This window comes from Candidatus Merdisoma sp. JLR.KK006 (genome assembly GCF_036941035.1).
Classification (GTDB): Bacteria; Bacillota; Clostridia; order Lachnospirales; family Lachnospiraceae; genus Laedolimicola.
On the sequence record NZ_JAYMNS010000020.1, the window covers coordinates 36,073 to 51,514 of the forward strand.

At 47.0% G+C, this 15,442-nt stretch carries 11 protein-coding genes and 1 tRNA gene; 11 read left to right on the forward strand and 1 reads right to left on the reverse strand.

All coding sequences use genetic code 11. The annotated features are described in order from the left end of the window. Nucleotides 1-90: 90 nt before the first annotated feature. Nucleotides 91-163 (reverse strand) — tRNA-Gly (locus VSQ61_RS14925). 218 nt (nucleotides 164-381) lie between these two features. On the opposite strand from VSQ61_RS14925, the gene VSQ61_RS14930 reads away from it, so the two are divergent. The 11 genes from VSQ61_RS14930 to VSQ61_RS14980 all read left to right on the forward strand — a co-directional run bounded on the left by VSQ61_RS14930 (nucleotide 382) and on the right by VSQ61_RS14980 (nucleotide 15,429). Beyond that, on the forward strand, nucleotides 382-765 hold the full coding sequence (locus tag VSQ61_RS14930) for a 4Fe-4S binding protein (RefSeq protein ID WP_334345190.1): 384 nt from the start codon (nucleotides 382-384) through the stop codon (nucleotides 763-765). 109 nt (nucleotides 766-874) lie between these two features. Then, nucleotides 875-1,723, forward strand: coding sequence for a thymidylate synthase (gene thyA / locus VSQ61_RS14935; protein WP_334345191.1), 849 nt, complete (start codon nucleotides 875-877; stop codon nucleotides 1,721-1,723). Nucleotides 1,724-1,760: 37 nt separating this feature from the next. Continuing rightward, the gene (locus VSQ61_RS14940) at nucleotides 1,761-2,261 is read left to right on the forward strand and encodes a dihydrofolate reductase (protein WP_334345192.1); all 501 of its coding nucleotides are present in this window, start codon (nucleotides 1,761-1,763) and stop codon (nucleotides 2,259-2,261) included. Between the two features lie 91 nt (nucleotides 2,262-2,352). Continuing rightward, nucleotides 2,353-3,423, forward strand: a complete 1,071-nt coding sequence (locus tag VSQ61_RS14945; protein ID WP_334345193.1) for a branched-chain amino acid aminotransferase — start codon at nucleotides 2,353-2,355, stop codon at nucleotides 3,421-3,423. A 388-nt stretch (nucleotides 3,424-3,811) separates the two neighbouring features. Then, entirely contained in the window at nucleotides 3,812-5,014 is a 1,203-nt protein-coding gene (locus VSQ61_RS14950) for an FtsW/RodA/SpoVE family cell cycle protein (protein WP_334345194.1), read from the forward strand. Nucleotides 5,015-5,042: 28 nt separating this feature from the next. Next, complete coding sequence (gene ispG / locus VSQ61_RS14955; protein ID WP_334345195.1) at nucleotides 5,043-6,113, forward strand: flavodoxin-dependent (E)-4-hydroxy-3-methylbut-2-enyl-diphosphate synthase; 1,071 nt, start codon at nucleotides 5,043-5,045, stop codon at nucleotides 6,111-6,113. 55 nt (nucleotides 6,114-6,168) lie between these two features. After that, on the forward strand, nucleotides 6,169-10,677 hold the full coding sequence (locus VSQ61_RS14960) for a PolC-type DNA polymerase III (RefSeq protein ID WP_334345196.1): 4,509 nt from the start codon (nucleotides 6,169-6,171) through the stop codon (nucleotides 10,675-10,677). 231 nt (nucleotides 10,678-10,908) lie between these two features. Continuing rightward, nucleotides 10,909-11,964, forward strand: a complete 1,056-nt coding sequence (locus tag VSQ61_RS14965; protein WP_334345197.1) for an FIST N-terminal domain-containing protein — start codon at nucleotides 10,909-10,911, stop codon at nucleotides 11,962-11,964. A gap of 13 nt (nucleotides 11,965-11,977) precedes the next feature. Continuing rightward, the gene (locus VSQ61_RS14970; RefSeq protein WP_334345198.1) at nucleotides 11,978-12,925 is read left to right on the forward strand and encodes a methyl-accepting chemotaxis protein; all 948 of its coding nucleotides are present in this window, start codon (nucleotides 11,978-11,980) and stop codon (nucleotides 12,923-12,925) included. Between the two features lie 278 nt (nucleotides 12,926-13,203). Further along, nucleotides 13,204-14,415 (forward strand): ABC transporter substrate-binding protein, encoded by a 1,212-nt coding sequence (locus VSQ61_RS14975; protein WP_334345199.1) that lies wholly within the window; start codon nucleotides 13,204-13,206, stop codon nucleotides 14,413-14,415. A 129-nt stretch (nucleotides 14,416-14,544) separates the two neighbouring features. Beyond that, nucleotides 14,545-15,429, forward strand: coding sequence for a branched-chain amino acid ABC transporter permease (locus tag VSQ61_RS14980; RefSeq protein WP_334345200.1), 885 nt, complete (start codon nucleotides 14,545-14,547; stop codon nucleotides 15,427-15,429). Nucleotides 15,430-15,442: the final 13 nt, after the last annotated feature.

Here is a 15,442-nt window from a genome sequence, read left to right on the forward strand (position 1 = left end):
TTTTTATAAATATTTTGGATAAATCATATAAGAAATAAAAAAATAAGACGCAAAAAAACCTTTGAACTGCATGAGCTCAAAGGTTCTGAGAGCGATAGACGGGGCTCGAACCCGCGGTCTCGACCTTGGCAAGGTCGCGCGTTACCAACTACGCCACTATCGCATCAGTACTTTGCCGTTTTGTATCAGCGACATGATTGATAATACAACAAACGAAAACATTTGTCAATACTTTTTTTGAAAAAAGTTTGGGTTGAGAAATTGCTGTAATGATGGTACACTTAAAAGCATCAATGGATGACCGCTTTTTCGTACTGGATTTCGGTCAGCCGGCAGAACAATCGTAATAATACTTTATACCAAATAACGGAGGAATTGAAGATGAAGAAACTGATGATGAAAAAAGGGTCTACCTGTATGGCGTGTCTGGAATGTGTACGGGCATGTTCTGAGGCATTTTATAAAGAGTTTGATCCGGACAAGGCATGTCTGCAGATTGTGGAGAAAAAGAGCGTACGTCCTTTGGTCTGTCCTCAGTGCGGCAAGTGTGCAGAAGCCTGTGAAGCAGGGGCAATCACTCAGAATGCCAAGGGCGTTTATATGGTAAATAAGAAGCTTTGTACAGGCTGCGGCAAGTGTGCAGAGGCTTGTCCTTTTGGCCTGATGGTGAAGGCAGAGACTTCTCCCGCAGCCTCCAAGTGTATTGCCTGCGGAATCTGTGCCAAAGCATGCCCTATGGATGTACTTGAGGTTGTGGAGAGTTAAACTTAGAAGCTTTTGCTCTGGTATTCATTTGACTGGCAGCACTATGCGGGATGGTAAGATGGAAGTCTGGATTCGGTCAGCTTGGAGTCAGCAGAAAAGGAGAAGAAGGATGAGTTATGCGGACACGCTATTTATCAACATGTGCCGTGATATTATAGAGAACGGAACAAGCACAGAGGGAGAGAAAGTGCGTCCCAAATGGGAGGACGGAAGCTATGCTTACACAATCAAGCGGTTCGGAGTGGTGAACCGCTATGACTTGTCAAAGGAATTTCCGGCGCTGACTCTTCGAAGAACGGCCTTAAAAAGCTGCATGGATGAGATTCTTTGGATTTATCAGAAAAAATCCAACAATATCCATGATTTAAACAGCAGTATTTGGGACGAATGGGCAGATGAATCTGGCTCTATTGGAAAAGCTTATGGCTATCAGATCGGCGTTGAAAGCCGGTATAAAGAAGGCATGATGGATCAAATGGATCGAGTACTCTATGATCTGAAGAATAATCCTTACAGCCGCAGGATTATGACCAATACCTATGTATTTGCAGACTTAAGTGAGATGAATCTGTATCCCTGCGCCTACAGTGCCACTTATAATGTGACGAAAAAAACAGGAGAGGAAAAGCTGACATTGAACATGGTTCTTAATCAGCGCTCTCAAGATGTACTTACAGCTAATAACTGGAATGTGTGTCAGTATGCCATCCTGCTTATGATGGTAGCCCAGTCCTGTAATATGCTTCCGGGAGAGCTGGTTCATGTCATTGCAGATGCTCATATTTATGACCGTCATGTGGAGATTGTAAAGGAACTGATTGAGCGTCCTGCATATGCAGCACCAAAGGTATCACTGAATCCGGATATTACAGATTTTTACGCATTTACCACGGCAGATCTACTGATAGAGGATTATGAGACAGGGCCTCAGGTAAAAAATATTCCTGTGGCTGTCTGAAAAATAAGAGTTATTGCGGAATTGAAATGGAGAGAATATGAATCTGATTGTAGCGGTAGATAAAAATTGGGGAATCGGCCTGAAAAACAAATTGCTGGTGAGCATTCCGGAGGATATGAAGTTTTTTCGGACAGAGACCACCGGAAAGGTAGTAGTGATGGGCAGGAAAACTCTGGAGACTTTCCCTAACAAAATGCCCTTAAAGAACCGGACAAATATTGTATTAACTGCCAATCCGGACTATGAGGTGAAAGGAGCGCTGGTTTTTCACACAATGGAAGAAGTATTGGAAGAATTGAAAAACTATCCGTCCGAAGATATTTATATTATTGGAGGCGCAAGTATTTACAGGCAGTTTCTTCCTTACTGCAAGGCTGCTCATGTTACAAAGATTGATTATGCTTATGAGGCGGATACTTATTTTCCGAATCTGGACGAAAAGCCGGAGTGGAGCGTGGAGGCTTCCAGCGGAGAAAAGACTTATTATGATCTGGAATTTGAGTTTGTAAAGTACTGCAACAGCAGGCCGGTGATGTAGGCCGCAGCGTATGCTTGGAAACTCAAAAAAGCATTGACATCATCTAAAAAAAGTAGAATAATGAGAAAAAACGTAAAAGAGGAGTGATGTTATGTTAGACATCAAATTCATCAAAACTGAAAATCCCAAGCCTATTCCGGGACCGGAGAATCCGCTGGTGTTTGGTACAATTTTTACAGATCATATGTTTGTAATGGATTATACAGAAGGACAGGGCTGGCATGATGCCAGAATTGAGCCTTATGCGCCTATTAGTCTGGAGCCTTCTGCTATGGTATTTCACTATGGACAAGAGATGTTCGAGGGCCTGAAGGCTTACAAGACAGAGGATGGCAGGATCCTTATGTTCCGTCCGGACAAGAACATTGAACGTGCCAACAACTCGAACCGCCGCCTCATGATTCCGGAGATTCCGGAAGAAGATTTCCTTACGGCTCTTAAAGAGCTGGTTCGAATCGAGCAGGCGTGGATTCCCACAAAGGAGGGAACCTCTCTTTATATCCGTCCCTTTGTAATTGCGACAGATCCCTTCCTTGGCGTGCGGCCTTCTTATACTTATAAGTTTATGATCATCCTCTCACCGGTAGGCGCTTACTATCCGGAGGGATTGAATCCGGTTAAGATCTGGATTGAGGATGAGTATGTGCGTGCAGTTCGGGGCGGTATTGGTGAGGCAAAGACGGGAGGCAATTATGTGGCGTCTCTGGCAGCCCAGATGAAGGCTCATGAGGAGGGCTATTCTCAGGTACTCTGGCTGGATGGTGTAGAGCGAAAGTATATTGAAGAAGTAGGAGCTATGAATATCTTCTTCAAGATCAATGGTACTGTAGTGACGCCTCAGTTAAATGGCAGCATTCTTCCGGGTGTAACCAGAAGAACGTGTGTGGAATTGTGCAAGTCATGGGGATTGCCGGTGGAAGAACGCAAGGTTTCCGTAGATGAACTGGAAGAAGCGGCCAGAACGGGAGCTTTGGAAGAAGTATGGGGTTCCGGTACGGCGGCTGTTATCTCTCCGGTAGGCCATCTGCGCTATGAGAATGAGGTATTCCAGATTGGAGACGGCGGTATCGGTGAACTGAGTCAGAAACTCTATGATACGGTAACAGGTATTCAGTTAGGCAAGGTAGAAGATACATTCGGCTGGACTGTGGAAGTAAAATAGATAAGAAAATGCATTGCTGAAGAAGCATAAAATACAAAAGAAAAAGGCTGTTGTAGATAGAAGTGCCTATTTACAACAGCCTTTTTACGAACTGTCCTGTAATGGCAATTTTGACTGTGTGCAGAAGTATTGTTCAAACAGTTTTTCGCTTCTTGCGCAAAGAGAAGGAAAAACGTATAATGACAAAAGAGAACAGGAGAGTAAAAATTCACACACAGATTTAGATTTTGTGTTATACTGTACAATTAAGAGGTATTGTGAAGCAGATGCCCCGCAGGAGGGCAGTATTTGCATTTGCTGCCAGGCAGGAACAGCAAGTCACTCATCTGATTGGCGTGGAGTCAGTATGGTTATGGATTAGCTAGTACAGTAAACCGGGAGGAATGGTATGGCAAACAAGCGGAAACGGTGGAAGCTCCGTTCCTATTTGCTGAGTTTCGATATGAATCTGATTGTAGCAGTCATTTTTTTGATTGTATTTGGCCTGATTATGATCTATAGCGCCAGCTATTACACGGCGAGCATGGGACAGGCTTTTAATTATGATCCTACATACCTTTTAAAAAGTCAGGCTAAGTACAGCGTTCTTGGAGTCGCAGCGATGCTGGTGGTAGCTAATATTGATTATCATAAATGGCGCTATTTTGCCATGCTGGGGCTGGTTGGATCGGTGATCCTGATTCTTCTCTTAAAAGTGCCGGGTCTGGGCGTTACGGTAAAAGGCGCTACCAGATGGCTTCAGATTCCCGGTTTGGGACAGTTTCAGGTAGCGGAGCCGGTAAAGGTAGCAATGATTGTTTTTTCTGCAGCTTTCATCTGTAAGTATGCCCAACGCCTGGGAGATTGGAAGGTGCTGTTTAAGGTAATGGCGCCTACGGCATTGGTTGCAGTGATGATTCTGAAAATCAGCAATAATATGAGTACGGCAGTTATTGTCTTTGGTATCAGCTTCTTAATGGTATTTATGGTACATCCAAAGTATTATCCGTTTTTCATTATGGGGCTGTTTGCGGCGGCGGTTGCCGCAGGTGTTATTTACTATACGCTCCATATGCCGGAAGGAGATTCCGATTCGCCCTTCCGTATTGCCAGAATTTTAGCATGGCTGAAGCCTTATGAGTATGAATCGGATACGGCCTATCAGTCACTTCAGGGCATCTATGCCATTGGGTCCGGCGGGCTTATGGGCAAGGGTCTTGGAAACAGTATTCAGAAGCTTCGGATTCCGGAGCCCTACAATGATATGATTTTTTCAATTATCTGTGAGGAGTTGGGTATATTTGGGGCTGGTCTTGTGATTCTGCTGTTTATTTATCTTTTGTTCCGTCTGTATGTGATTGCTCAGACGGCGGAGGATCTATTTGGGCGTCTGCTTGCCATAGGCGTCTTCTCTCATGTGGCTTTACAGGCAGTATTGAATCTGATGGTTGTAACAAGGCTTTTTCCCACTACAGGAGTCACGTTACCCTTTTTCAGCTATGGAGGAACGGCAACTGTGTTCCTGCTGATTGAGCTGGGAATGGTGCTGAATGTGGAAAAATGGGGACGTTTTAAACGGGAACAGGAGTATAGGGAGCAGCATTTGCAATAGGTGATGCGAAGCTGGAACGGAGGTAAGAATGAGAAAGAATACAAGGACTATACGAATCGGAGATCGCCTCATTGGCGGCGGCAATCCCATTCTGATTCAGTCTATGACCAATACAAAGACAGAGGATATAAAGGGGACAATAGAGCAGATACAGCGCTTGACAGCCGCTGGCTGTGAGATCATCCGATGTACAGTGCCCACGATGGAGGCGGCAGAGGCGCTGACCGAGATCAAAAAGCAGATCGCCATTCCTCTGGTGGCGGATATTCATTTTGATTATCGCATGGCCATAGCTGCCATGGAACATGGAGCAGATAAGATCCGCATCAATCCGGGGAATATTGGAGGAAAAGATCGGGTGAAGGCCGTGGTAGATGTGGCAAAGGAACGGGAAATACCCATTCGGGTAGGTGTCAACAGCGGCTCTCTGGAGAAAGAACTGTTAGAGAAATACGGCGGTGTTACTGCGGAGGGGTTGGTAGAGAGTGCGCTGGATAAGGTACATATGATTGAAGACCTGGGTTATGAACAACTGGTAATAAGCATTAAGTCCTCAGATGTGCTTATGTGTGCCCGCGCCCATGAACTCATTGCCGAAAAGACGGATTATCCCCTCCATGTGGGAATTACGGAAGCAGGAACTCTCTATTCCGGCAACATTAAGTCGGCGGTAGGATTGGGAATTATCCTTTATCAAGGCATCGGAGATACCATTCGTGTTTCTCTTACGGGTGATCCGGTGGAGGAGATTAAATCAGCACACCGTATTTTAAAGACATTGGGGCTCTATAAGGGTGGGATTGATGTAGTGTCCTGTCCTACCTGCGGAAGAACTCAGATTGATCTCATCCGTCTGGCCAATCAGGTGGAGACAATGGTGGAGGAATTTCCGCTGGATGATATAAAGGTAGCCGTAATGGGCTGCGTGGTCAACGGGCCGGGGGAGGCAAAGGAAGCAGACCTTGGAATCGCAGGGGGGAAAGGAGTGGGAATACTCTTTAGAAAAGGTGTGGTTGTAAAGAAGGGCATACCGGAGAGTGAGCTTCTGCAGGCTCTGCGCAAAGAACTGGAGAAGCTGGCAGAAGACAGAGTCAGATAGAGAGACGCTAAGGTACACAGAGCAGGGGATGCGGAACTAAAGCAGGAGAACTGTCATGGAAAAAATGTTTGCAGAGGTATTTCCGCCCCTGCATCTGGACCAGGGGCTGACAGAGCTTTTGGAGCAGGTACGGGTGGAGCGGATTACATCTAATCGAGCGAAAACTTATGTTAAGGTCTATCTTGTAAGCGGAAAGCTGATTCACAGAGAACAGCTATTTCAGCTTGAATGCGTCCTCAAAAGGCAGATATTTGGGAAAAATCCCGTAGAGCTGAAGATTGTGGAGCGCTTTGAGCTCTCAGGACAGTATACGCCGGAGAAGGTTTTGGAGCTTTATCGTGACAGCATTTTATTTGAGCTGAAATCCTACAATATTCTGGAATATAATCTCTTCCGTAGAGCTGAGATTTCGTTTTTAAATAAAAATCAGATGCATCTGGTTCTGGAGAAAACTACTTTGGGACAGGATGCAGCGGACGATCTGGTTCGGGTGCTTCATAAGATTTTTTGGGAGCGCTGCGGCATGGAAGTGGATATTCAGGCTGAGCTGGTAGAAAAGGAACATGAGCATGAGGAAAAGCGGCGAAAGAGTCAGGAATATGTAGAAAAGCAGGCGGCGGCATTGATGGAGCGCATGCAGCAGGCGGAGCAGGCTCGGGAAGATGCTTCGGAAGACCGGCAGACAGAGCAAAAAACCAAAGTGTCCACAGAGCGGCAGGCAGCAGGCGGAACAACCGCAGGAGCGAAGAAGGGCTGGTCCGGCCGGAGCAAGGATGACTATCCTTACCGCCGGACTCTTCGGGGAGGCAGCAATGGCGGCGGAAGCGGACGCTCATCTGATCCGGATGTGCTCTATGGCCGGGGCTTTGAGGATGGAGAGATCACAGAGCTTTGCCAGATAATTGGAGAGATGGGCGAGGTTATTGTACGGGGGCATATTACAGCCATAGACGAGCGGGAGATCCGGGGAGAAAAAACCATTGTTACCATTACACTTACCGATTATACGGACACTATTCGAGCCAAGCTCTTTGCAAAAAATGAAGAATTGCCGGCTTTTCGGGAAAAAGTAAAGAAAGGGATCTTTGTGCGGATCAAAGGAATGACAGCCATAGACTGCTTTGACAATGAGCTGACTTTAAGCTCTCTGACAGGAATTAAGAAATCCTCGGATTTCAGAAAAGCCAGGGTGGACAACCATGAGCAAAAACGGGTAGAACTTCACTGCCATACGAAAATGAGCGATATGGATGGCGTATCCGAGGTAAAGGATCTCATCAAACAGGCGAAGGCCTGGGGACACAAAGCCATTGCCGTGACAGATCATGGGGTGGTCCAGGCATATCCCGATGCAAGCCACAGTCTGGATAAGGGGGATTCCTTTAAGGTGATTTATGGTCTGGAAGGCTATCTTGTAGATGACTTGAAGGAGATTGTCACTGATCCAAGGGGACAGAGCCTGGATGATCTTTATGTGGTTTTTGATATTGAGACTACAGGGTTTAGTGCGGAGAACGATCAGATTATTGAGATTGGTGCGGTAAAGGTGGAGGGAGGCGCTGTTACCGATCGGTTCAGTGCCTTTGTGAATCCTCATACGCCGATTCCCTTTGAGATTGAGAAGCTGACGGGCATCACAGACGATATGGTGCTTCATGAGCCGGATATTGCCAAGGTGCTTCCGGAATTTCTGAAATTCTGCGAGGGAGCCGTCATGGTGGCCCACAATGCGGATTTTGACATGAGCTTTATCCGAAAAAACAGTGAGCGCCAGGGGCTTCCCTGTGCATTTACTGTGGTAGATACGGTATCACTTGCCAGAGTGCTGCTTCCCAATTTGAATCGGTTTAAACTGGATACGGTTGCCAAGGCATTGAACGTGTCCCTGAAGAACCATCACCGGGCAGTGGATGATGCAGGATGTACGGCAGAGATCTTCGTAAAATTTGCGGAAATGCTGAAGGAACGGGACGTGCGGGATCTGACCGCGGTAAATGAGATGGGAACCCTGGATGCGGATGCCATCAAGAAGCTTCCCACTTACCATGTGATTATCCTGGCCAAAAATGAGATTGGACGGGTGAATCTGTACCGTCTGGTTTCCTGGTCTCATCTGGAATATTATGCCAAGCGCCCCCGGATTCCCAAGAGCGTGCTTCAAAAGCACCGGGAGGGACTGATAATTGGATCTGCCTGTGAAGCCGGAGAGCTTTACCAGGCATTGGTACGCTCGGCGCCGGAGGAAGAGATTGCGAGGCTGGTGAATTTCTATGATTATCTGGAAATTCAGCCCCTTGGAAACAATGAATTTATGCTTCGGGGAGAGCGGCCCGCATTTGAGTCCATGGAGGACCTTATCCGTCTCAACAAGCGGATTGTAGAATTAGGCGAGCAGTTTGGAAAAATGGTAGTAGCCACCTGTGATGTGCATTTTCTGAATCCCGAGGATGAGGTGTACCGTCGGATTATTATGGCCGGAAAGGGCTTCAAGGATGCGGACAATCAGGCGCCTTTGTACCTGCGGACCACAGAGGAAATGCTCTCGGAGTTTGAGTACCTGGGAAGTGATAAGGCTGAGGAGGTGGTTATCACCAACACCAACCGGATTGCCGACATGATCGAATACATTTCCCCGGTGCGGCCGGACAAGTGCCCGCCGGTGATTGAAAATTCGGATCAGACTCTCCGGGATATCTGTTACAATAAGGCTCATTCGATTTATGGAGACGATCTTCCCAGGATGGTAACGGAGCGCCTGGAAAAGGAGCTTAATTCCATTATATCCAACGGCTTTGCGGTTATGTATATCATTGCCCAGAAGCTGGTGTGGAAGTCCAATGATGACGGGTATCTGGTAGGCTCCCGTGGCTCCGTGGGTTCTTCATTTGTAGCTACTATGGCCGGAATTACGGAGGTTAATCCTCTGCCGCCGCACTATTACTGTTCGGAGTGTCATTACAGCGATTTTGACTCGGATGAGGTTCGCAAATACGCAGGAGCGGCCGGCTGTGATATGCCGGATAAGGTCTGCCCAAAGTGCGGCGCACCCTTGAAGAAGGAGGGCTTTGACATTCCCTTTGAAACCTTTCTGGGATTTAAGGGGGATAAGGAGCCGGATATTGACTTAAACTTTTCCGGTGATTATCAGTCCAAGGCACACAAATATACGGAGGTTATCTTCGGAACCGGACAGACCTTCCGGGCAGGAACGATTGCTACCTTGGCCGACAAGACGGCCTTCGGTTATGTGAAAAATTATTATGAGGAGCACGGCCAGCATAAGCGCAACTGCGAGATTGACCGGATTGTCCAGGGCTGTGTGGGAGTGCGGCGTTCTACGGGACAGCATCCCGGCGGTATTGTGGTGTTGCCTCATGGGGAGGAGATTCATTCCTTTACACCGGTGCAGCATCCGGCCAATGATATGACTACGGATATTATTACGACTCATTTTGATTATCACTCCATTGACCATAACCTTTTAAAGCTTGATATTCTGGGACACGATGATCCGACCATGATACGTATGCTGGAGGATTTGACCGGATTGAACGCAAGGACCATTCCGCTGGATGATCCGGGGGTGATGTCTTTGTTTAAGAGTACGGAGGCTCTGGGGATTGGGCCGGAGGATATTGACGGGTGTCCTCTGGGGTGTCTTGGAATTCCGGAGTTTGGAACGGACTTTGTTATCCAGATGGTGGTGGATGCCAAGCCTCAGTCCTTCTCAGATCTAGTGCGGATTTCGGGACTTTCCCATGGTACGGATGTGTGGCTTAACAATGCACAGCGGTTTATCAAAGAGGGGAAGGCAACGATTTCTACCGCTATCTGTACACGTGATGATATTATGCTGTATCTTATCAATACAGGAGTGGAGCCAAGCCTTTCCTTCACCATCATGGAGAGTGTCCGGAAGGGCAAGGGCCTGAAGGAAGAATGGATCAAAGCTATGAAGGAGGCAGGGGTGGAGGACTGGTATATTGAATCCTGTACTCTGATCAAATACATGTTCCCCAAGGCTCATGCGGCGGCCTATGTTATGATGGCCTGGAGAATTGCCTACTGTAAGATTAATTATCCTCTGGCCTACTATGCGGCATACTTCAGTATCCGTGCCTCAGCTTTCAGTTATGAGCTGATGTGTCAGGGCAAGGAGCGTCTCAATTACTATATGGCAGATTATAAGCGCAGAAGTGATCAGCTCTCGAAAAAAGAGCAGGATACTATGAAGGATATGCACATTGTCCAGGAGATGTATGCAAGGGGCTTTGAATTTTTGCCTCTTGATATTTACTGTGCAGAATCGGATCGCTTCCAAATCATCGACGGGAAGCTGATGCCTTCTCTGAGTACGATAGAAGGCATGGGAGACAAAGCGGCGGAGCAGCTCTATGAAGCTGCCAAGGACGGGCCTTTTCTATCCAAGGACGATCTGCGGCAGAGAAGTAAGATTTCCAAGAGCCTCATTGATTTGATGGGAGATCTGGGGCTTCTGGGAGATATGCCGGAATCCAATCAGCTGTCGCTGTTTGATTTTGTATCCTCTGCGGGCACATCCTGATATGGATTCTTTCGGAAAAGAACATTTTGTTCGTGAATAATCAGGAGTTTGAATTGGGAATTTATGTATTTTTATGCTTTCGCATCCATGACTAAAATAATTGTTGACGGTGCCCCTGAATATAACATATAATGTACATAATTTCTGCATTTATGTACTACATACCGTGGACAATGCAATAAAGATAAAAAAATACGGAACATACTCAAATTGAGAGAGGAGCAGTTTAACATGAGACAGTTTTACGGGAAAAGTCAATACGGAGATTTGAGAGAAGCGGTCCGTGGGTTGAGCAATCCGCAATTTATAATGTTGTTTTCCAATAAAGAACAGTTTGATTCCCATGTATATGAGCTTGAGAAGCTTTATCCCGGTGTTCCCAGCATTGGATGCGTGGGAATGTGCTATGATACTAAGGTAGTGGAAAAGGGTGTTGGTGTTATAGCGTTTTCCGATGGCGTTCAGGCGGCGGCTAATGTACTGGAGGAAGTGTCTGTGATGCCGGTGAAGTATATTGACCGGCTGATGAAGGATGTGCGTGCGGTTAACGGTTCTCAGGAGAATACAATCTGCATTGATTTTTGCACGGGAAATGATGCCTGTGCGCTGACTACTATTTACTCTGTTTTAAAGAGCAGGGGAATTTCCCTGGTGGGCGGAACGGGTGATGCGAATAAGGTTTCTGCCAACGGAAGGATTTATGAGGATGCGGTGGCCTATGGCCTGGTGAAGAATCAAACCGGCCGGGTGAAGGCTTATAAGGAAAATATTTACCATCAGATGAAGGATTATCGGTTTATCGCTTCTCAGACGGATAAGGCCAGATATCTCATCGGCGCTTTGAATGGCCAGCCGGCGAAACGGGTGTACAGGGATATTTTACATATTTCGGACGAGGAGGTTCAGAATCAGACCTTTAAGAACCCCTTCGGCAAGCTGAATGGAAATGATATCTGCATTGTATCTATCAAAGAGGTGGTTGGAGATTCCCTTACCTGCTATCGCCAGGTGAATGACTCGGATGTGCTGGTGCTGCTCCAGTTAGGGGATTATAAGGCAATTGTAAAAAATACGGTCCGCATGATACAGCATGATTTTCCCAGGGTGTCGGCGGTGTTTTCCATAAATTGCCTATTCCGTTATCTGCTGTTCAGTCAAAATCACTACATGGAAGAATACTTGGCGGAAATGGGGCGGCTAGGCGGTCATGCCGGTCTGGTGGGCTTGGGAGAACACTACAATAACCGGTTTATCAATCAGTCCATGTCCTGCGTTGTATTCGAGTAGAGGGGGGAGAGCCATGTTGTTTGGAAAAAAGAACGGGAAAGAAAAAAGAATGCCGGCAGGAGAACTGTCTCTGGATCCGGTGCTGCATGTGATAGATACTTTAAAGGATTACCGCACGGAACTGGTGCAGAAAGAGGTAAGCTCTCTGGAAGAGCTTGGGAGAATCAGAAGCTCTTTTGGGACCGTGCTGCGGGATGCGGAGAACTTTGAAGAAAAGCTGCAGGATTTCGGGCAGAATTTTACCAGTATTGAGATGGTGTCCGAGCAGTTTATAGAGGTAAAGGAGACGATTTCCAAGTCCGTTTCCCAAGCGCAGAGCCAGGTGGAAGAGCTGAAAAGCAACTCTATGCAGGTGGAGACGTATTTTGGAGAAATGGAGAGTACCTTTGAGGCTCTTCAGGAGGCTGTGGTTAAGATTAAGCAGTGTACCAACAAGATTGTGTCCATTGCGGAGCAGACCAATCTTTTGGCAATCAATGCATCAATTGAGGCTGCCAGGGCCGGACAGCAGGGAAAAGGCTTTGCGGTGGTGGCCGTAGAGGTTAAGAAGCTTGCGGATGAGATTAAAGATCTGACCGGGGAGGTGGATTCCGGAGTTCACGATGTGGAGGTGGGAACGGAGCAGCTTAGCAGCAGTATTGCCACATCTCAGCAAGCCCTCGGAGCCAGTATCCTTAAGGTGAATGAGACATATGAGATGTTTGATGAGATTACCCACTCGGCGGAGAGCGCAACAACGGTGCATACGGAGATTTCCGGGGTGATTGATCAGTCAAAGGCAGCCCTGCAGAGACTCTGTGATTTCTTTGTGCAGGTGAAGGGACAGTACCAGGTGGTGGTAAAGCATATTACCCAGGCCAGTGCTTTGGGAACTACGAAGAGTACGATGTTTGAAGATATTGATAATATGATGGCACAAATGCCTCCTATTATTAAGGAGTATATCGGGGAGCAAAGATAAGCAGGCGGCAGTGGGGATGACTTATTTTGCGGGTTTTGCAAGGAAACAGATGTATGGGCATGTTCTTTTGAGGGAGAACATGCCTTGTTTTATACTTGTGAGCAACGAGCCAAGGAGACATGCCGTTATGCCCATTTGACTAAGGTGGAAGAAAAATTTCCACTGTTTTATAGCATTTTTCTTGAAATCAGGCGGTAAACATGGTATACTAATGCCCGTATTGAAAAATCTACGTACAAATGTCTTTGACACACGTACAAATAGGAGGATGATGAGTTATGAAAAAGCGTGTATTAGCAATTGCACTGGTAACTGCTATGGTTGGTTCCATGCTGGCAGGCTGCAGTAAGAGCGGCGGCGAGACAGGAACGGATGCACCTGCAGCAGCGGCAGACGGTGCAAAGGTAGTAAAGATTGGTGTATATGAGCCGGCATCTGGAGACAACGGAGCAGGCGGCAAGCAGGAAGTGCTTGGTATGCAGTATGCAAATCAGGAGACTCCTACCGTAGAGATTGGCGGAGAAGAGTACACCGTACAGTTGGAGATCGTGGACAATGAGTCTTCCAATGACAAGGGACCCTCCGCTGCTTCTTCACTGGTAAGTGCAGGCGTATCCATCGCACTTGGCTCCTATGGTTCCGGCGTATCCATTGCGGCTTCCGATGTGTTTAAGGAGGCAGGCATCCCTGCTATGGGTGTTACCTGTACGAATCCTCAGGTTACAGAGGGCAATACCCATTACTTCCGTATCTGTTTCCTGGATCCGTTCCAGGGCACCGTACTTGCTAACTTTGCAAATGAGAACTTCCAGGCAAAGAAAGCATACATCCTGACAAAGCTTGGTGATGACTATTCTACCGGACTTGGATATTACTTCAAAGAAGCTTTTACAGGACTGGGCGGAGAGGTTGTAGAAGAGACTTTCCAGGAAGGTAACAGCGACTTTACTTCTTATGTAACTTCTGCAAAGAATGAAGGAGCAGACGTATTCTTTGCACCAGTATCCACCGAGGCAGCCGCACTGATTATTGAGCAGGCAGCGGCACAGAGCATGGGCATCCCCATGATGGCCGGCGACACCTGGGATTCCAACGTTATTCTGAACGCCGCAAAGGGCAAGAATGTTGAGATCTATGTAACAACTTTCTATCAGGAAGGCGGTAATGAAGAGTTTGATACAGGCATCAAGGAGTGGATCAATGGTGATTCTACCGCAAAGGCTAACAATGGCGGAGACGACACCATCGCAGCCGTAACAGCCATGGGTTATGACGCATATTATGTAGCTCTGGAGGCTTTGAAGGCAGCAGGCTCTACCGATCCGGCAGATGTAAATGAAGCTCTTTGGGGTGTTACTTACACAGGCGTAACCGGAGAGATCAAATTCGACGACGTGAACGGTGATGCTCTTCGTGACACAGCGTATGTAAAATGTGCAAATACAGACACTGGTGCATGGGATTTTGTAGCTGAGCAGGGTGTAAACTAAGAGCAGTTGATAGGAAATAGGAAGGGGCCGTCGGGAAATAAGATAGAAAACTTTCCCGATAGCCCCTGCCTTATCTTTTGGGAATTGCACATCTTCCTGGATTTTAATTCAATAGTTTGGAGGTTTTTTATGGATTGGATGAGTAGAAACCTGCCCTACCTGATGGCAGGGATTTCAGTGGGCGGTCAGTATGCACTGATTGCAATCGGCTATACCATGGTTTACGGTATTCTGCGGTTGATTAACTTTGCCCACGGTGATATTTTTATGGTGGCAGGTCTGATTATGGTTTATGCCACCACGGTGATGCCTATATACATAGCAATTCCACTTATGATTGTAGTAACGGTGTTCCTGGGTTTTATGGTGGAACGGGTAGCTTATAAGCCGCTTCGGAGTGCTCCCCGTATGTCGATTATGATTTCTGCCATCGGTGTTTCCTATCTGCTGCAGAACCTGGCATTGTATGTGACAGGCGGACTGTCCCAGCAGTATCCGGCAATTCCCTGGATTAATGATACGGTGACGATATTTGGAGCAGCCACGAAGCGTGTTACTGTTATCACTCCTATATTAACGATTGTACTGGTGGTACTTTTGGTATTGCTGATTAAGCATACGAAGATCGGCATGGCCATGCGTGCAGCTTCCAAGGATTTTGAAACATCACAGCTTATGGGAATCAAGATTAATTCCGTTATCAGCTTTACCTTTATTATCGGTACCTTTCTGGCGGCCATTGGAAGCCTTTTGTTCTTTACCAACTATACGGGCGTTACGCCTACAGCAGGAGCCATGCCGGGACTTAAGGCATTTGTGGCGGCTGTGTTCGGGGGGATCGGTTCCATCCCCGGTGCGGTCATCGGTGCGTTTATCATCGGCATCTGTGAAAATATCATCAAGGGTCTTGGATGGACAACTTTCTCGGATGCGTTTACGTTCGCCCTGTTAATTGTAATTTTAATCGCCAAGCCTACGGGTCTGTTTGGTGAGAAAGCAACGGATAAAGTATAAGGAGGCGTTCAGA

Coding starts and splice junctions, on each gene's coding strand:
- VSQ61_RS14965 (WP_334345197.1), top strand. CDS start 10,909: ATGAGACAGTTTTACGGGAAAAGTCAATACGGAGATTTGAGAGAAGCG.
- VSQ61_RS14930 (WP_334345190.1), top strand. CDS start 382: ATGAAGAAACTGATGATGAAAAAAGGGTCTACCTGTATGGCGTGTCTG.
- VSQ61_RS14980 (WP_334345200.1), top strand. CDS start 14,545: ATGGATTGGATGAGTAGAAACCTGCCCTACCTGATGGCAGGGATTTCA.
- thyA (WP_334345191.1), top strand. CDS start 875: ATGAGTTATGCGGACACGCTATTTATCAACATGTGCCGTGATATTATA.
- VSQ61_RS14950 (WP_334345194.1), top strand. CDS start 3,812: ATGGCAAACAAGCGGAAACGGTGGAAGCTCCGTTCCTATTTGCTGAGT.
- ispG (WP_334345195.1), top strand. CDS start 5,043: ATGAGAAAGAATACAAGGACTATACGAATCGGAGATCGCCTCATTGGC.
- VSQ61_RS14945 (WP_334345193.1), top strand. CDS start 2,353: ATGTTAGACATCAAATTCATCAAAACTGAAAATCCCAAGCCTATTCCG.
- VSQ61_RS14940 (WP_334345192.1), top strand. CDS start 1,761: ATGAATCTGATTGTAGCGGTAGATAAAAATTGGGGAATCGGCCTGAAA.
- VSQ61_RS14975 (WP_334345199.1), top strand. CDS start 13,204: ATGAAAAAGCGTGTATTAGCAATTGCACTGGTAACTGCTATGGTTGGT.
- VSQ61_RS14960 (WP_334345196.1), top strand. CDS start 6,169: ATGGAAAAAATGTTTGCAGAGGTATTTCCGCCCCTGCATCTGGACCAG.
- VSQ61_RS14970 (WP_334345198.1), top strand. CDS start 11,978: ATGTTGTTTGGAAAAAAGAACGGGAAAGAAAAAAGAATGCCGGCAGGA.